Here is a 16,739-nt window from a genome sequence, read left to right as displayed (position 1 = left end):
TGCGCTTCACACCGGCGGCGCGTTGGCCTTGCGGACGCGCTCGCCGATCGCCCTGAAAAGCCCCTCGAAGGGTCGGAAGACGAAGCGGATGGTCGAGCGGCCGGGCGGCACCTGCACGGCGCGGAAGATCACATTGGCGCGCAGCAGCTCGGCCGACTTGCCGTCGACCTCGACCTGCCACCAGGGTTGCCAGACATCGTTGAGGACGACGAAGCCGCCGCGCGGCGCCTCGGCTTCCAGCGTCACCTGCGTGGTGCCGTAGTCGCGGATGCGCACGGTTCCCGGCCCGGCCGGGCCGGTCGGCACTGGCGGCGGCGCCCGGTCGAGCAGCACGCTCCGGCGCGGGTCGAAACCGGCGGGCCATTGCCCGCTCTCCAGGATCGCCGCGAAATCGGCGGCTTGCGCCTCGGTGACGAGCAGCACGCGCGGCAGGGCGCGCGGATTCTCGTAGACGAAGGCGTCGGCGGTGCGAGCGATCTGGATAAGGTCGCCGGGCTTCAGCGTCTTGTCGATCTGCTCGACCGGCACGCCGGTGGCGATGAAGCGCAGGCCAAGCATGTCGGCGAGCAGCGAGCGGTAGGACGGCATCAGCGCCGAGAAGGTCCGCTGGTCGGGCAAGGCGACATGATCGCCGGCGCCGGTGGCTTCGCTGTAGAGGCCAAGCCGCAGCGGATTATAGCCCAGCGTATTGTCGAGGCCGTGGACCAGGCTGGCATTGGGCCAGTGGAAGTCGATGCCGGCGAGTTCGATGCGGTCGCGCCGGTCCGGGCCGGCGGTACGGGCGGTTTCGCGCTTCAGCAGCGCGATGGTCTCGTTGCTGCTGTCGGCGCGCAGCACCTCGTATTTCTGCGCCGGCAGCGCGGTCGACTCGCTCGGGCCGTTATTGACCGAGAGGTCGATGGCCATCGTCATGGCCAGCACCACCGTCGCGGCCATGCCGGCGCCCTGCAGGGCCAGCCCGCGCGCCGCGACGAGGGCGCCGGCGACCAGCAGCAGGCAGAGCGCGGACGTGATCAGCGGGAGCGCGGCGACGCCGAGCCTGCCGGCGGTCCAGGCCAGCCAGAGGGCGAGGCCGAAGGCCCCGGCGAGGAGCCCGGCCTCGAGGGCGATCTGCCAGCGACGGGGGCGCGGCGCCGTATCGGTCAGCACGAGATGGGTGAAATAGCCGCCGAGAATGGCGAGCAGCGCGCCGAGGATGAAGAGCGCGTCGGCCGGCCGGCGATAGAGGTCGATGCCGGGCAATGCGGCGAAGAGGACCTGGAAGCCCGGCGTATAGCGCCCGAGCGCATAGACCAGCACGAGGATGGTGGCGACGCTGAGCGCGACGATCTCGCGCCGCCAGAGGCCGCCGCGCACGATTCCGACGCCGACCACCAGCAGCAGCGGCAGCAGGCCGAGATAGACCACGCTCATATTGCGGGCGAGATAGAGATCGACCGAGCCGAAGCGCGCTTCCCAGGCCGGGCTCGGCGGGCCCCAGAAATTCTCCAGCGGGCCGGCGGCACCGTAAAGATTGGCGACGAGCCCGGTCAGGAGCGAGGCCGGATGCAGCGAGCCCTTGCCGGCCCCGGCGAGGTCGATCACAGGGCGGTTGGATTCCTGCGCCAGGAAGGCGGTGAGCAGGATCGGCACGGCGGCGACCAGAACCGCTCCGAGCACGCCGAGGCAAAGCGGCATCAGGCTGGCGCGCAAGGCCTTCAGCGGCCGGCTCGCCATGGCGATGGCGGCGATGACGAGGCCGGCGAGCACATAGACGCCGATCAGCGCGACCTGGTCGCGCCCGAGCACCATGAAGCCGGCGACGACGCCGGCGAGGAAGCCATAGCTCCAGGAGCCGCGCTCCAGCGCCCGCGAGAGCAGCAGCAGCGTGACGGCGAAATAGGCCAGGCTCAGCACCTGCCCGACATGCTGGATGCGCCAGGCCGCGGAGGCCCCGAAGGCGAAGGCGAGCGCGCAGACCACCGCGCCGGCCGGATGCCAGTTCCGGTCGCGGAACAGCAGCGCCAGGCAAAGCGCGCCGACCAAGAGCGAGCCGAGCAGTGCGCCGTCGCTCCAGCGGAAGTCCGGCGCCGGGTTCAGCAGCGCGATCAGCGCGAAGGGCGGCGAGAAGATCAGCGATTGCGGATCGGCGACCTGCGGCGAGCCGGCGAAGACGAAGGGCGTCCAGAACGGCGAAAGGCCGCTATGCAGGGCGCTGGCGAGGAACTGAAGCTGCGGGTGGAAATGCGCCTTGGCGTCCCAGGGCACGGTCAGGACGCCGGAGAGCCAGGGCCAGGACAGAGCGAGCCAGGCGGCGCAGATGATCAGGAAGACCTTGGCGACCGGCCAAGGGGCGCGCACTGGCGCGGGATCGGGACGCTCTTGCTCGGACATGGCGGCTTCCTGCCCCAGGCCCGGCGCGCGATCAATGCCGGCGCCAGTCAATCCTTGGGCGCGGCACGCGCCATCAGCGCGTCCATGTCGATGAAGTGGCCGGCGCGGTCGCGCTTCGAGGCGAGGTAGCGGACATTGTGGACGTTCGGACGCCCGAGCACGCGCTGGGTCGCGGCGACCTCGAGCCCGGCAGCCTTGATCGCGCCGACCTTGAGCGGGTTGTTGGTCAGCGCGGTGATGCGGCTGACGCCGAGCTGCTTCAGCATCGCGGCGGCGAAGTCGAAATGGCGCTGGTCGAGATCGAAGCCGAGCACCTCGTCGGCATCGTAGGTGTCCCAGCCCTGGCTCTGCAGCTTGTAGGCACGCATCTTGTTAGAGATGCCATTGCCGCGGCCTTCCTGGTCGAGATAGAGCAGGATGCCGCCCTCGTTCTGCGCCATCCACTCGACCGTCTCGCGCAGCTGGTCGCCGCAATCGCATTTCAGCGAGCCGAACAGGTCGCCGGTCAGGCAGGCGGAGTGCAGGCGCACGGGCACCGCAGCGGAGAGATCCGGCTTGCCGACGATGATCGCGACCTGGTCGCGCAGGCCCTCGCCGCCACGGAAGACGACGAACTCGGTGTCGGGCGCGCCTTCCAGCGGCACCGGCGCGCGGCCGACGATGGAGAGCGTCGCCACCTGGGCGGCGCGGTAGCCATTCAGGGCCGCGATCTCGACCTTGATCAAGGGTTCATCGGCGACCTGGCTGGCCGTGACGGGAACCAGGATGACGGCCGGCAGGACGAGAGTCAGCCGGGCGAGCTCCAGCGCCGCATTGTCGAGCGCACTGGCGGGACCGACCGGCGCATCGACGCGAGCTTCGATCTTGAGCGCCAGCGTCTCGATCCGGGCGAGGTCGAGGGCCGGCATGGCCAGAACGCCGGTTTCGGCGCGGTTCTTCGCGCCGAGGCGGCGCAGGCGGGCGGCGCTCAGGACCAGACGGGCATTGCCTCCCGCAAGCGCATCGAGCCGTGCGGCGAAGCCGGCATCGGCGAGTTCGGCGGAGAGGGCGAGCGCCAGGCTCTGGCCATCGCTCAGCAGCACCGGGCGGGCGGCGCGGAACTCCGCCAGGGCGCGGTCGACGGTCACGATGTCGGTCTCGCCGGGCCGGCCGAAAAGCGTACGCGACTTAGGCATGGGAGCTTCCGTCAGATTGCGCCGGCGAGCGGCGGAGGAGATGGCCTTCATACGCTCGTCTTAGCGGGACGGATGCCATCCGGCGCAATACGGCGTTCCTACAACGTGTCCGTTCGTGCGTGGTTCCCGAATTCGTGAGCTCAGCTGGATTTTCAGGTGACTTTCCAAGGCCATCCGTTCCGCTGCAGTGTGGCGTATAAAGGCGGGTCGTTGAACGCCAGATGAATAGTGGCGCCATCGCCGGCTCTAATCTGGGGCTCGAGGGGACGGATGCGAAATGACGCAGGAGCATGACCCCATGAGGGCGACGCGAGATCGCCCCGCCGTCTTCTACAGCGCCGCGGCGCGCCGCTTCCACTGGATCACGGTCGCCGCGGTCTTCGTCATGGTGCCGCTCGGCCTTACCATGACCTATCGCGGCAATACGCTCGATATCTGGGACGGGCTGACGAACGGGCTCTATTCGGCGCACAAGCTGCTTGGCTTCCTTGTGCTCTGGCTGACCGCCGGCCGGCTGATCTACCGGCTGGTGAAGGGGGCGCCGCCCGACGAACCGACGCTGGAATGGTGGCAGAAGGCCGGCTCCCATCTCGTCCACTGGGCGCTCTACGGGCTGCTGCTGGTCGTGCCACTATGCGGCTGGATCGGCGTTTCGCTGTTTCCGGCGCTCACCATCTTCGACCTGTTCGACCTGCCGGCCCTGGCCAGGCCCGATGAGGAAGCCGCCAAGCGCGTGCTCTACCTGCATGGCTGGCTCGCCATCCTGCTGGCGCTCACCGTCGCCCTGCATATCGCCGCGGCGCTCTACCACTACTTCATTCGCAAGGACGGCGTGCTGAAGCGCATGCTGCCGGAGGCGCGATAGGCCGTCACCATCGGCCGTCGACGGGCTCCCCGCCGGCGATTTCGACGAGCCGGCGTCGTGTCCCCGGCGTGGTGCCGTCCGGCAGGGCCGAAAGCGCGAAGAAGCGCGCTTCGGCGATCTCGCGATCGGGCCGCTTCGGTGCGGGCGGCGCGAAATCGCGGATGACGAAGACCGCGACATGGTCGCGCCGGGAACTCTCGCAATTGAGGAACAGGCCGTGCAGCGTCGCCGGCCCGGCGAGCAGGACATTGGCCTCCTCGCGCAGCTCCTTGGCGAGCGCCTCTGCGAGGGTCTCGCCCGGTTCGACGCCGCCGCCGGGCAGGTGCCAGCCGGGCGTATAGGTGTGGCGCACCAGCAGGACCTCGCCCGCTTCGTTCAGCACGGCGCCGCGGACGCCCAGCGTCATGCCGCGACTGAGCCGAAAATGCAGGTGCAGCAGACGGCCGATCAGGCGCCGCAGCGGCCGGGGCAGGCGGTCGATCGGCGCGCGCGGCGAGCGAGGCAGAGGTGGAGCAGTGCTCATTTTGGCGGCATTTCCTCATGCTCGGCCCGTTGCCATATGCGATAGACGCATAACAGAGTCTCTAATTGCCCTCTCGCACCAACACAAACGCGCCATATATCAGGCGGATAAGGCTCGCACCTACCGCTGGGGAATTCGTCATGCTGCTCGCTCTCATCACTTCCTGGTTTCAGGCCAAGCCCGCCTTCGTCTGGAAGCCGGCGCTCACCCTGACCGATCCGCGCATCGTCTCGGAACTGACCGACTCGTTCAACTGAGCCGGCCTGCAACCGAGCGGGCTCGAGACCCGCGTCACATTCACCCCATTGCGCAACTGCGCTTGACGGCGCCTGCCTGCTGAGGGCAAGCGCAAGGGGTGTTCAGGCTTGCGCATCTGTCGGACCCGCATCTCGGGCCGCTCGCCCGGTTCTCCCTGCGGGAGCTGATCGGCAAGCGCGCGACCGGCTATGTCAACTGGCGGCGCAAGCGCCGCCATGCCCATGACATGGAGATCCTCGGGCTGATCGTCGCCGATATCCTGGCGCAGAAGCCCGACCATATCGCCTGTACCGGCGATGTCTCGCATATCGGCCTGCCGAACGAGTTCAAGACGGCGCTGGCCTTCCTCGATACGCTCGGCCCGCGCGAGACGGTCAGCTTCGTACCCGGCAATCACGACGCCTATGCCCGCTCCTCGCTGAAGGCGCTTGCCGGCGAGCTCGGCCCCTGGTGCGCCAGCGACGATGGCGAGGCCGGCTATCCCTGGTATCGCCGACGCGGACCGATCGCGCTGATCGGCATGAATACCGGCATCCCGACGCTGCCGCTGATGGCGACGGGGCGCATCGGCCCGGCGCAGATCGTCATGGCGGAGAAGCTATTGGCCCGGGCCAAGGCGGAGGGGCTGATCCGCGTCGTCCTGATCCATCACCCGCCCTATGTCGGCGGCGCCCGGCGCACCCGCGAACTGCTCGACGCGCCGGCCTTCGAGGCGATGCTGGCGCGCGCCGGCGCCGATCTCGTCCTGCACGGCCATAATCACCGCTTCTCGCTGGCCTGGCGGCCGGGCGCCGGAAAGGATGTGCCGATCGTCGGCGTACCCTCGGCCTCGATCGGCCTGCGCGGCGGCCATGGCGAGCTCGCCTCCTGGCATCTGCTGCGGATCGAGGGCGAGGCGGGCGCCCCCGCGATCACGCTGGAGCGCCGCTCCTTCGACCTCGACGGCACGGTGAAGCTGCAGCAATCGGTGCCGCTGACCGGCGGCGGGATCGTGTGAGTGCACTGCCGTCATTCTCGGGCGGCGCGCAGCGTCGACCCGAGAACCTCGTGCAGGATAAGGCGCTTGTCAGTCCTGAGATGCTCGGGTCGAGCCCGAGCATGACGCTGTGTCCCGCCGTCAGACGCAACGGCCGCCGTCGACCGCCAGCACCGAGCCGGTGACCATCTCGGACTCGTCCGAGCACAGGAAGAGCGCCGCATTGGCGATGTCCTGCGGCGTCGAGAACCGGCCCCAGGGGATCGTCGCGGTGAAGGCCTTGCGCTTCTCCGGCGTGTCCTCGCCCATGAAGGTCGCGAGCAGCGGCGTCTCGCCGGCGACCGGGGCGATGGCGTTGACGCGGATCCGGTCGGGCGCGAGCTCGACGGCCATCGACTTCGAGAGCAGGTTCGCGGCGCCCTTCGAGCCGTTGTACCAGGTCAGGCCGGGCCGGGGGCGCACCCCCGCGGTCGAGCCGATATTGAGGATGACGCCGCCGCCATGCTCGCGGAAATGCGGCACGGTCGCCCTGGCCATCAGGTAGATCGACTTGACGTTGACGTCGAAGACGCGGTCGAATTCGGCCTCGCTGACCTCGAGCATCGGCTGGTTGCGGTGGCTGATGCCGGCATTGTTGACGACGATGTCGAGCCGGCCGAAGCGCTTGATCACCCTGGCCACGGCCGAGTCGACGCTCTTGGCCTTGCCGACGTCGCAGGCGACCGCGAAGGCCTTGCGGCCGATCGCCTTGGCCGCCTCCCGCGCCTTGTCGCCGTTGATGTCGAGCACGGCAACCCGCGCACCCTCGCGCACGAAGGTCTCGGCGATGCCGAGGCCAAATCCCTGCGCCGCGCCGGTGATCAGCGCCGTCTTGCCCTTCAGTCTCATGATGTTTCCTCGAATGCTTCTGCGCCGCGACTGTGGGGTGATTTGCCGGCCGAGATAAATAGGCTTTCGCGATTGGGCGGATAGCGAAAACGTATGGCCAAAGGCGCGGGGAACCCCTCTCCTGTAAGGAGAGGGGCAGGGGTGAGGTGTAGGCCCGATATCGTTCGCCTGAACCCGCCCGCGCGGTGAGCGCGACGCCCTACTGGTCCAACGGCCTACCCCTCACCCTGCCCTCTCCCTCCGGGAGAGGGTTCCCCGCGGGTCGCTTGGACGCCTATGCCCCGATCTCCTCGCGCAGCATTTCCAGCTCGAGCCAGCGCTCCTCGGCCTCGGCGATCTCGCGCGTCACTTCGTCGAGCCGGGCATTCGCCTTGGCAAAGAGCTTCGGGTCGCGGGTGTAGAGATCGCCCGCCAGCGCGGCGTTGAGCTTGCTCGCCTCGGTCTGCAGCTTCTCCAGCTGCTGGGGCAGGGTCTTCAGCGCGTGCTGCTCGTTGAAGGAGAGCTTGCGCTTGGCTGCGGTCGCGCCTGCCGCGGGGGCGGCCTTCTGCGCCTGCGCTGCCGCTGCCTTCACCGGGATGGCGCGCGCCTTGGCGCCGACTCCGCGGCCGCGCTGGGCGAGCATGTCGGAATAGCCGCCGGCGAACTCGGTCCAGACGCCGTCGCCGTCCGAGATCAGGGTCGAGGAGACGACACGGTCGAGGAAGTCGCGGTCATGGCTGACCAGCAGCACCGTGCCGGCATAGTCGGCGAGCAATTCCTGCAGCAGGTCGAGCGTCTCGATGTCGAGATCGTTGGTCGGCTCGTCGAGCACCAGCAGGTTGGAAGGCTTGGCGAGGGCGCGGGCCAGCATCAGCCGGCCGCGCTCGCCGCCGGAGAGCGCGCCTACGGCGGTGCCGCGCTGGATCGGCTGGAACAGGAAGTCCTTCATGTAGCTGATGACATGGCGCGGCTGGCCGCCGACCATGACCTGGTCCGAGCCGCCGCCGGTCAGCGCATCGCCGAGCGGGGTCGCCGGATCAAGGCTCTCGCGGCGCTGGTCGAGCGTCACCATCTCGAGCGTGGCGCCGAGCTTGACCCTGCCTGAATCGGGCTTCAGCGCTCCGGTGAGCAGGTTGATCAGCGTCGTCTTGCCGGCGCCGTTGGGACCGACGATGCCGATGCAGTCGCCGCGGGCGACGCGCAACGAGAAGTCCTTGACCACCGGCCGGCCGGCATAGGCCTTGGCGATGTCGACCGCCTCAATCACCAGCTTGCCCGAAGCCTGCGCCTCGCTCGCCTCGAGCCGCACCGAGCCGACGGCCTGGCGGGCGGTGCGACGCTGGTCGCGCAGCGAATGCAGCTCGCCGAGCCGGCGCTGGTTGCGGGTGCGCCTGGCGCTGACGCCGTAGCGCAGCCAGTCCTCCTCGCGGGCGATCTTGCGGTCGAGCTTGTGGCGGTCGAGCTCCTCCTGCGCCAGCACCTCGTCGCGCCAGGCCTCGAACTCGCCGAAGCCGCGCTCGACGCGCCGGGTCAGGCCGCGGTCGAGCCAGATCGTGGCGCGCGAGAGCGAGCTCAGGAAGCGGCGGTCATGGCTGATCAGCACCATGGCCGAGCGCAACGATTTCAGCTCCTGCTCCAGCCATTCGATCACCGGCAGGTCGAGATGGTTGGTCGGCTCGTCGAGCAGCAGGATGTCGGGCTCGGGCGCGAGCACGCGGGCGAGCGCTGCGCGGCGGGATTCACCGCCCGACATGCTGGCCGGGTCCTCCTCGCCGGTCAGCCCGAGTTCCTCGATCAGATAGCGGGCGCGATAGGCATCGTCGCCCGGTCCTAAGCCCGCCTCGACATAGGCGAGCGAGGTCTTGTAGCCGGAAAAATCGGGCTCCTGCGGCAGATAGCGCACGGTCGCGCCGGGCTGCAGGAAGCGCTCGGCGCTGTCGGGCTCGACCAGCCCGGCGGCGATCTTGAGCAGGGTCGACTTGCCCGAGCCGTTGCGGCCGACCAGGCAGACGCGCTCGCCGGCCGAAACCGCGATCTCGGCGCCCTCGAGCAGCGGATGGCCGCCAAAGGTGAGCGTAACGTCGCGGAGGTGAAGCAGAGGGGCCATGAGCTGTCCGTCTCGGGAAGCCGCCCGGATAGACCGGCGCGCCGCAACTGTCACCTTCGCAGCGGCGCGGCTTCGAACTTGCCTGTCCAATAATCCATCATAGGATACAAATTGTATCTCTTATTGGACGAGAGAACGCATGAGACAGCCGAAGCTTCGCAAGCCCCGCCCGGCGCGGATGGGCGATAATGGCGGCCCGCCGCTGGAGGAGAAGCCGCGCGAGCCGGAATGGGGCAAGGGCGAGATCGCCCGCTATTTCGAGTGGCGCAGCGCGCATCGCAGGGCCTGGCGCAAGCCGACCGGCATCATGCTGCGGCGGATGGAGCGGGCCGAGGAGCTCGGCCTGACCTATGAGGAATATGCGCTGGAGATCATGGAGCGCGGCTATTACCCGCAGCCCGAGCATGTCGCCGCGATCGTGGCGCGGCGGCCGGAGCGGCGGCGCGCCGGCGGCGTGGTCGGGCAGTCGCTCAAGAAGATGAAGCTGAAGAGGTAGCAGACGTCGTCATTCTCGGGCGGAGCCCTCGGGTCCGACCTTCGGTCGGCCCAAGGATAAACTCCGCGCAGACCCGAGAATCTCCGGCAGGAGATGGCCGGCTCAAGGCTGGCCATGACGCGGATACCTTCACGCCCGCAAGACGCGCCGGAGCGTCTTGGTCATCGGCCGCTCGAACCAGCGATAGACGGCGAGTGCGGCGGCGATCGCGGCGATCAGTGCCAGGATGACGAACAGCCCCGTCGCGCCGGGAGCAAGGCGCGAAAACAGCTCCCGCATGGCGCGCATGGCGAAGGGGTGGACCAGATAGAGCGCATAGGAGGCATCGCCGAGCCGGGCGAGCAGGCGCACCAGCGCCGAGGGGGCCGATTGGCCCTTGCCGCAGGCGGCGGCGGTGACCAGCAGCAGCGCCGCCGGACCGCGAAAGGCGAGGGAGCCCCAGGGCGTCTCGGCCCAGGCATGGCCGACGGCCGCGATCAATAGGGCTGCGCCCGCGGCGACCATGAGCCAGCGCAGCCGGCCGTCGAGGCGCAGGCCCCGGTTGCGCAGCAGGGCAACGGCCATGCCGCCGGCGAATTCGAGCACGATCGGCTGGCCCCAGAAGCCGAAAGGCAGCGGCAGGGGGCCGGCCGCCTCGGCGACGACCAGGCCGGCCAGCGCGAGCGTGACGGCCGGCACCACCAGCGCGCGCGGCAACAGCAGCGCGGCGCCGAACAGCGCGTAGAACAGCATCTCGTAGTTCAGCGTCCAGCCGAGCGAATAGACCGGCTGGAGGGCGCCGACGGCATTCGGGAACGGCCAGAACAGATAGGAGGCGGCGATCTGGGCGAAGCTCGCGGCGCCCGAATTGACCAACGCCGGCGAGGCGGCGAGGACGAGCAGGAACAAAGTCGTCGTCGCCCAGTACAGCGGCACGATCCGGGCGAAGCGGCGGGCAAGGAAAAGACGGGCGCCGTCGCGCTTGCCGAACAGGCCGGCCGAGCTGTGCACCATGATGAAGCCGGAGATGACGAAGAACAGGTCGACGCCGGCGGTCCAGGGCAGGAGGTGCCAGGGCGAGAACTGCGCGCCGGCCCGTTCCGCCAGGAAGACGGCGTCCGACTGGACATGGTGCACGGCGACCATCAGCGCCGCGAGCGCGCGCAGGACCTGGATGCCGTAGAGCTGGGACAAGGCGGGCGCGGCTCGAAAGCGAGAACGGGGCTGCTGCGGCGTCAGGAAAGCCGCAGCGGCCTCACGCAAACCACAACCGCGCCGGGTCGTCGAGCCCGAAACGCGCCGGCTCGCTCGCGATCGCGGCGATTCCCCGTTCGGCGGCGGCGTCGCAGGTGACGACATGCAGGGGAAAGCGGGCGGCGAGATCCTCGACCGGCGGCTTGCCGCTGAAGACGGCGTGGATCGTCGCCTTGTCGGCGAGCGGCAGGATGCGCGGCGCGATGCCGCCGGCGAGATAGACGCCTCCGGTCGCCTTGAAGGCGAGCGCGAGATCGCCCGCGACGCGCGCCAGCAGGCGCCAGAAGCAGATGACGGCCATCAGCGCGGCCGGGTTGCCGTCGCGGGCGAGCGCGGTGATGTCGGCGGCGCCGACATCGGGCTCGGACAGGCCGGATTCCTGCACCACCGCACGGTGGAAGCGGACGAGCCCGTCGCCCCGGAGCAGGGCCTCGACGGTGACCCGCGGCAGGCCTTCGGCCAGCGCCGGCCAGAGCCGCGTCTCGGCCGGGTCCTCCGGGCCGATGCCGATATGGCCGCATTCGGTCGGCACGAGCACGCCGGTCTTGCCGCGCGTCAGCAGGGCGGCGGCGCCGAAACCGGTGCCGGGGCCCAGCACCAGGCGCGCGCCGGCCGGCTCGGGCTGTCCAGGCACCAGGGTGACGACGTCCTCCTCGCGCAGCACGGCGAGGGAGGCCGCCAGCGCCTCGAAATCATTGACCAACAGGCCCTGTTCGAGCCCGAGCGCGCGGGCCAGAAGCGGCCCGTCGAAATGCCAGTTGGCGTTGGTGAGCTGGGCGGCGTGCCCGTCGAGCGGGCCGGCGACGGCCAGGATTGCCGAGCGCGGCCGGGTCTGGAGCGTCGCCAGCACCGATTCCAGCGCGGCTTCCGGCGTCGGATGGGCGCCGGTGCCGATGCGGGCAAGGGCTTCAGGCTCGGCGCCATGCTTCGACAGGAGCGAAAGGCGGCAATTCGTGCCGCCGATATCGGCGATCAGGACCGGGCAGGGGAACAGCGGGGCGCTCAAGCCGGCGTCTTCCAGTCGGCGAACCAGCCCAGCCCTTCCAGCGTGCCGGCGCGCGGACGGTATTCGCAGCCGACGAAACCGGCATAGCCGAGCGAATCGAGCTGAGCGAACAGGCTCGGGTAATCCGGCCTGGTGCCGTCCGGCTCGTGCCGGCCCTCGGCATTGGCGATCTGGACATGGCCGACGAGCGGGTAGAGCGCCTCGAGCCGGGCGGGGACGTCGCCATGGATCAGCTCGCAATGATACATGTCGAACTGAAGCTTGACGTTCGGCCGGCCGGATTCGCGGACATAGGCCGCGGCGGCGTCGAAATCGTTGAGGAAATAGCCCGGCATGTCCTTGCCATTGATCGGCTCGAGCAGGAGGTCGATGCCATGCTCGCCGAGCTTGTCGGCGGCGTAGGCGAGCGAGGCGCGATAGGCCTTCTGCGCGGCGGGATCGTTCGGGTCGGCATGGCCGGCCATCATGTGCAGGCGCTTGACCCCGGTCTCGTGAACATAGGCCAGCGCGGTCTCAATGCCCTTGCGGAATTCCGCCTCGCGGCCGGGGATCGCCGCCATGCCGCGCTCGCCCTTGTCCCAGTCGCCCGGCGGCAGGTTGAACAGGGCCTGCTCGAGCTCGCCGCCGGCCAGGGCCAGCCCGACCTTCTCTGGCGCATGCTCATAGGGGAACAGGAACTCGACGGCCTCGAAGCCGGCATCGGACGCCGCCTTGAAGCGATCGAGGAAGGCCCATTCGGTGAACATCATCGAGAGGTTGGCGGCGAAGCGAGGCATGGAGATCTCTTCAATCGATTCAGCCCGGGCAAGCTAGTCCGAACCGCCCGCCACGTCATGCGGATAACGCGGTTGCCCTCGCTGCGTTCCGACATGGCGGCCGCGGGCGCCTGCGTCCGGCCGGATCAGAAACGGCCGGCCAGCTGCGGCAGTGACGATGCCAGCAAAGCGAGGCCGGACAATGTCAGAAGCCCGAGCACGATCTTGCGGAAGGCCGCTTCGCTGATGCCGATATAAAGCCGCGTGCCGAACAGCGTCGGGATCAGCATGGCCGGAGCCACGACCGCGAACATCGGCAGCATCTCGCGGGTGACCGTGCCGCTGGCGACATAGGCCAGCATGGTGACGGCGAGCGTCGCCAGGTTGAAGTTCTGGATGATGCTGCGCTGGGTCTGCTTGTCGAGGCGGCGCAAGGCGCACCACAGCGTCGGGAACACGCCGGTGAAGCCGCCGAACCCGCCCATGATGCCGCCCGCGAGCCCGATCGCGCCGTCGGCCGCGCGTCCGCCGAAGCGGATGGCCGGCAGGCGCGGCGCAAACAGCATGACCGGGCACCAGATGACGAGCAGGCAGCCGAGCGCGGCCTTGAACAGGTTCGTATCGAGCAAGGGCAAAAGCGCGACGCCGATCGGGATGCCAGTCAGACCCCCGAGCAGGAAGGGCCAGAGCCGGGCGAGATCGAAGCCGCGGCGCACCGACAGGGCGGCGATGATCTGCCCGGTCAGGCTGCCGAACACGGCCATGACGGCGGCGAGCTTCGGCTCCAGCGTCCAGGCCCAGATCGACATCGCGACGAGGCTGAAGGCGAAGCCGGAAAGGCCCTGCACGAAGCCCGCCACGATGGCGCCGAAAGCGAGGCTGGCGATGGCGACGTCCATGGCAGCGCCTCGCCGCGGTCAGCCGCTCGCCGCCGGGCTCACTTCTTCGCGGCGGGCTTGGCCGGCGGGTTCGGGTCCTTCGAGAAATTGCGGAAGACCATGTCGGGCGAGGAGGTATTGTGGCGCGAATGGGTGGTGCGGCCCATCCAGACATCGGTCGCCTTGCCGCCGGTGAAGGGCATCAGCTTCTCCTCGCGCCAGCCCTTGGCGCCGGGCTCGCGCAGCGCGATGCGGGCGACGTCGTTGTTGAACTCGGTGACATACATCGAGCGCAGCGCCAGGAAGCCCTTGCCGCCGGTCACCGGCTTGTCGAGCACGGCGTCGAGCACCATGCGGTTCTCGTCTACGCTGTCGAGCGTCAGCGTGCCGCTGGAACCGTCCTTGAAGGCGAGCTTGAACGAGGTCGTCTTCGGATCGAACTCGATCTCCTTGATGTTGACGACCGGGCGGGCGCCGTCCTGCTCGATCGGCCCGAACAGGAAGGAAGAGCCATAGGAGGAGAAGCCGAGATGCTGCGGCGGCATCGGCCGGGCGCGCCAGTAGCCGTCCTGCGGATAGACCACCAGCACCTCATAGGACTTGTCCTTGCCGAGCTTCCAGAGCTGGACGAGGTGCAGCCCCTTCTCGACCCGGTCGCCGACCTTGAAGGTGGTGTCGGCCGGGCGCCAGAAGGTCTCGAAGGTGTAGCCGACCAGCCAGTACTCGATGCTCTCGTAGAAGGTGACGCGGCGCGGCGGGACCGGCGCCTTGAAGACCGGGTCGCCGCTCATGTCGCAGGCGGTCCAGTCGGCCTCCCAGTTGTCCCTGACGAGGCCGGCGATATAGGCCGGATGCGCCGCCTCGATCTGGAAGCGCCGGACCTCCGGCGAGATCGCCTTGATGGTGACGTTGTCCTTCTCGGCGCAGAGCACCGGCTCCGACTCGTTCCTGATCTCGACGGCGACGTCGCTGGCGGCATGGGCCGGCAGCGCGAGCAGAAGCGTCAGCGAAGCGAACAAGGGGCGCAGGCGTGCGGAGAACGTCGTCATCGTGAATCAACCTTGCAGGATGGCGTAGATGTCGCCCGAATTGGCCGCGTGCGGCAGCTCGCGGATATAACCGGCCATGGTCTCGGCGCCTACCGCCTCGGCAAAGACCAGCGTCTGGCTTTCGCCGAGCGCGACATTGAAACGATAGGGCCCGAGCGCCTCGACCAGCGCGAGGCAGGCCTGCGCGACGTCGCGCTGGATGGTGGTGAACTCGAAGGAGAGCGCGGCCGGCGTCCGGCTCAAGCCCGCCAGCACATGCGCCTCGAAGCCCTCGACATCGATCTTGACGAAGGCCGGCAGGCCGTATCGGCCGATCAGCGCGTCGAGCGTGGTGCAGGGAACCGTCAGCTCGCGGTCCCAGCTCTGTTCGCGCCAGCCCTCGGCGGCGCTGGCCGCGCCGACGAAGGCGTCGGAAACCGTCGAGACGGTCGGGTTGGCGCTGTTTATCCTCAGCGCCACCGTGCCGGGGCTGTCGCCGCAGGCGGCCTCGATCAGCGTGACCTGTGGATCGCGACCATGGATCAGCCTGATGGCGCGGGCCGGGCCGGGCTGCGGCTCGAGGGCGACGACGCGCGCGCCGAGCCGGCGGAAACTGGAGATACGGTCGCCGACATGGGCGCCGATATCGAAGGCGAGGGCGCCGGGGCCGAGAAACTGGGCGTAGAGCGCATCCATCGCGGCGTTGCGGGCCGGGTCGCCATGGTAGACGCGCAGCGAGCGCGCCAGGCTTTTCGCGGTGCCCCTGGGATAGGCGACAGGCTTCATCGCGGCTCGCCCGCCTGGACGGCGGTGAGCTCGGCCGGCGGATCGAAATCCTCGGGGATGCCGCAGAGGCCGCGGCGCGCGAACCAGCGCCCGAGCGCAGGCGCGGCGGTCAGCATGGCGAAGGGGATGGCGAGCACATAGCCGGCGGTCAGCGGCAGCGACCAGATCAGAACCGTCGGCGAGAGGATGGCGAGCGTGCCGAAGATGTAGAGGCCGAAGACGAGGTGCGGCCACAACCCGGCGAAGGCGGTGGCGAAGGATAGCGCGTGGGCGTCGCGGGCCTGGCCGTTCCAGCCGATTCTTGCCCTGCCGAAGGCCAGCCCGAGCATGAAGAGCGTGGTGCGGAAGGTCGAGACCGCGCCCTGCAGGAAGGCGAAGACGATCTCGATCAGGGAAGAGATGACGAAGCGCCCGGTGCCGCCATAGCGCGCCGTGCCGCCCTTGCTCAGCAGGATATCGGCGAAGCCGGCGAGCTTCGGCGAGAGATACATCGCGAAGAACAGGACATAGAGGAAGGCGGCGAGCCCGGCCGGGTAATCGGCCAAGGCGCGGTCCTCCCAGACTTTCACGGGTAGGAGTGCGATCATCAGCGTCCAGGCCGGCAGGCCGATGAACATCAGGATCGCCCAGGCGAGCTGGAAGCGGCTCATGATTCTCAGCCCCGGGATATCCAGCATTTTGAGATATTGCAGGTTGCCGAGGCACCAGCGCAGATCGCGCCGGGCGAATTCGAGCATGGTCGGCGGGTTTTCCTCCCAGCTGCCCATCTCGACCGGCAGCACGCGCGCCTCATAGCCGGCGCGGCGCATCAGGGTGGCCTCGACCTGGTCATGGCTCATGACATGGCCGCCGAGCGGCGGTCCGCCGGGCAGGACCGGGAGATGGCATTCGTCGCGGAAGGGCGCGATCCGGACCATGGCGTTATGGCCCCAGAACGGGCCGCAATCGCCGATCCACCAGGCCGAGCCCATGGTGTAGGGCCGCATGCCGTGGCGCATGCCGAACTGGAAGATGCGGGCGAAGGCGGACTTGCTCGGCATGCCAACGACCAGGCTCTGCAGGATGCCGAGCTTCGGATAGGCCTGCATCATCCGCGTCAGGGCGAGGATGGCTGGACCCGACATCACGGAATCGGCGTCGAGCGGCAGCATGGCCTCGTAGCGGTCGCCCCAGCGCTCGCAGAAATCGCGGACATTGCCGGCCTTGTAGCCGGTATTATCGGTACGGCGGCGATAGGTCAGGCGCGAGGGATCGCCGATCTTCCCGGCCAGCGCGGCGGCGAGCCGCTCCTCGGCCTCCGCCACGGCCGGGTCGTTGCTGTCGGAGAGCACGAAATAATCGAACCAGTCGCCTTCGCCGGTCGCATCCAGGCTCTGCTTGACAATCTCGAGGCGGCGGAAGGCGCGGGCGGGA

General features: G+C 69.0%; 15 protein-coding genes. 3 read left to right on the top strand and 12 right to left on the bottom strand.

Annotation, left to right across the window (positions count from 1 at the left end):
- Positions 1-6: 6 nt before the first annotated feature.
- Positions 7-2,373 carry a hypothetical protein gene (locus tag V6M56_RS04190; RefSeq protein ID WP_332681506.1) on the bottom strand — a complete coding sequence of 789 codons (2,367 nt, stop codon included), beginning with the start codon at positions 2,371-2,373 and terminating at the stop codon, positions 7-9.
- Positions 2,374-2,420: 47 nt separating this feature from the next.
- On the bottom strand, positions 2,421-3,548 hold the full coding sequence (ribA, locus tag V6M56_RS04185) for a GTP cyclohydrolase II RibA (RefSeq protein WP_332681504.1): 1,128 nt from the start codon (positions 3,546-3,548) through the stop codon (positions 2,421-2,423).
- Between the two features lie 298 nt (positions 3,549-3,846).
- Between ribA and V6M56_RS04180 the strand changes: the two genes are divergently transcribed.
- The gene (locus V6M56_RS04180; RefSeq protein ID WP_332681503.1) at positions 3,847-4,413 is read left to right on the top strand and encodes a cytochrome b; all 567 of its coding nucleotides are present in this window, start codon (positions 3,847-3,849) and stop codon (positions 4,411-4,413) included.
- Between the two features lie 4 nt (positions 4,414-4,417).
- Here V6M56_RS04180 and V6M56_RS04175 read toward each other — a convergent pair whose 3' ends face one another.
- Positions 4,418-4,936 carry an NUDIX domain-containing protein gene (locus V6M56_RS04175; protein WP_332681502.1) on the bottom strand — a complete coding sequence of 173 codons (519 nt, stop codon included), beginning with the start codon at positions 4,934-4,936 and terminating at the stop codon, positions 4,418-4,420.
- A 355-nt stretch (positions 4,937-5,291) separates the two neighbouring features.
- Here V6M56_RS04175 and V6M56_RS04170 point away from each other — a divergent pair, with 355 nt between their 5' ends.
- Positions 5,292-6,191, top strand: coding sequence for a metallophosphoesterase family protein (locus V6M56_RS04170; protein ID WP_332681501.1), 900 nt, complete (start codon positions 5,292-5,294; stop codon positions 6,189-6,191).
- Between the two features lie 120 nt (positions 6,192-6,311).
- Here the strand turns inward: V6M56_RS04170 and V6M56_RS04165 are convergent, their stop codons facing one another.
- Entirely contained in the window at positions 6,312-7,058 is a 747-nt protein-coding gene (locus V6M56_RS04165; protein ID WP_332681499.1) for a glucose 1-dehydrogenase, read from the bottom strand.
- Between the two features lie 274 nt (positions 7,059-7,332).
- Entirely contained in the window at positions 7,333-9,144 is a 1,812-nt protein-coding gene (locus V6M56_RS04160; RefSeq protein ID WP_332681498.1) for an ABC-F family ATP-binding cassette domain-containing protein, read from the bottom strand.
- Positions 9,145-9,283: 139 nt separating this feature from the next.
- On the opposite strand from V6M56_RS04160, the gene V6M56_RS04155 reads away from it, so the two are divergent.
- The gene (locus tag V6M56_RS04155) at positions 9,284-9,640 is read left to right on the top strand and encodes a hypothetical protein (RefSeq protein ID WP_332681496.1); all 357 of its coding nucleotides are present in this window, start codon (positions 9,284-9,286) and stop codon (positions 9,638-9,640) included.
- Positions 9,641-9,769: 129 nt separating this feature from the next.
- On the opposite strand, the gene V6M56_RS04150 is transcribed toward V6M56_RS04155, so the two are convergent.
- The 7 genes from V6M56_RS04150 to mdoH form a co-directional block, all read right to left on the bottom strand.
- Positions 9,770-10,813, bottom strand: a complete 1,044-nt coding sequence (locus V6M56_RS04150; protein WP_332681494.1) for an acyltransferase family protein — start codon at positions 10,811-10,813, stop codon at positions 9,770-9,772.
- Positions 10,814-10,874: 61 nt separating this feature from the next.
- A complete protein-coding gene (locus V6M56_RS04145; protein ID WP_332681493.1) occupies positions 10,875-11,879 on the bottom strand; it encodes a glucokinase in 1,005 nt (334 codons plus the stop codon).
- Positions 11,876-12,655, bottom strand: coding sequence for a 2-oxo-tetronate isomerase (gene otnI, locus V6M56_RS04140; RefSeq protein WP_332681492.1), 780 nt, complete (start codon positions 12,653-12,655; stop codon positions 11,876-11,878). Before otnI ends, V6M56_RS04145 begins: the two co-directional genes overlap by 4 nt.
- Before the next feature lie 125 nt (positions 12,656-12,780).
- Positions 12,781-13,533: a sulfite exporter TauE/SafE family protein gene (locus V6M56_RS04135; RefSeq protein WP_332681490.1), complete on the bottom strand. Its 753-nt coding sequence runs from the start codon at positions 13,531-13,533 to the stop codon at positions 12,781-12,783.
- A gap of 38 nt (positions 13,534-13,571) precedes the next feature.
- Complete coding sequence (locus V6M56_RS04130) at positions 13,572-14,561, bottom strand: hypothetical protein (protein ID WP_332681489.1); 990 nt, start codon at positions 14,559-14,561, stop codon at positions 13,572-13,574.
- Positions 14,562-14,567: 6 nt separating this feature from the next.
- On the bottom strand, positions 14,568-15,326 hold the full coding sequence (locus V6M56_RS04125) for an FkbM family methyltransferase (protein WP_332681487.1): 759 nt from the start codon (positions 15,324-15,326) through the stop codon (positions 14,568-14,570).
- On the bottom strand, positions 15,323-16,739 hold a 1,417-nt coding region (mdoH, locus tag V6M56_RS04120), incomplete at its 5' end, for a glucans biosynthesis glucosyltransferase MdoH (protein WP_332681486.1). The genes mdoH and V6M56_RS04125, both read right to left, overlap by 4 nt.

The organism is Allobosea sp., assembly GCF_036675845.1.
Lineage (GTDB): Bacteria > Pseudomonadota > Alphaproteobacteria > Rhizobiales > Beijerinckiaceae > Allobosea.
This window is presented reverse-complemented; position numbering and strand designations above follow the sequence as displayed.

Bases quoted from the DNA above. Each gene is read 5' to 3' on its own strand.
- V6M56_RS04135 (WP_332681490.1), bottom strand. From the start codon at position 13,533: ATGGACGTCGCCATCGCCAGCCTCGCTTTCGGCGCCATCGTGGCGGGC.
- V6M56_RS04165 (WP_332681499.1), bottom strand. From the start codon at position 7,058: ATGAGACTGAAGGGCAAGACGGCGCTGATCACCGGCGCGGCGCAGGGA.
- V6M56_RS04190 (WP_332681506.1), bottom strand. From the start codon at position 2,373: ATGTCCGAGCAAGAGCGTCCCGATCCCGCGCCAGTGCGCGCCCCTTGG.
- V6M56_RS04160 (WP_332681498.1), bottom strand. From the start codon at position 9,144: ATGGCCCCTCTGCTTCACCTCCGCGACGTTACGCTCACCTTTGGCGGC.
- V6M56_RS04125 (WP_332681487.1), bottom strand. From the start codon at position 15,326: ATGAAGCCTGTCGCCTATCCCAGGGGCACCGCGAAAAGCCTGGCGCGC.
- V6M56_RS04180 (WP_332681503.1), top strand. From the start codon at position 3,847: ATGAGGGCGACGCGAGATCGCCCCGCCGTCTTCTACAGCGCCGCGGCG.
- ribA (WP_332681504.1), bottom strand. From the start codon at position 3,548: ATGCCTAAGTCGCGTACGCTTTTCGGCCGGCCCGGCGAGACCGACATC.
- otnI (WP_332681492.1), bottom strand. From the start codon at position 12,655: ATGCCTCGCTTCGCCGCCAACCTCTCGATGATGTTCACCGAATGGGCC.
- V6M56_RS04130 (WP_332681489.1), bottom strand. From the start codon at position 14,561: ATGACGACGTTCTCCGCACGCCTGCGCCCCTTGTTCGCTTCGCTGACG.
- V6M56_RS04175 (WP_332681502.1), bottom strand. From the start codon at position 4,936: ATGAGCACTGCTCCACCTCTGCCTCGCTCGCCGCGCGCGCCGATCGAC.
- V6M56_RS04155 (WP_332681496.1), top strand. From the start codon at position 9,284: ATGAGACAGCCGAAGCTTCGCAAGCCCCGCCCGGCGCGGATGGGCGAT.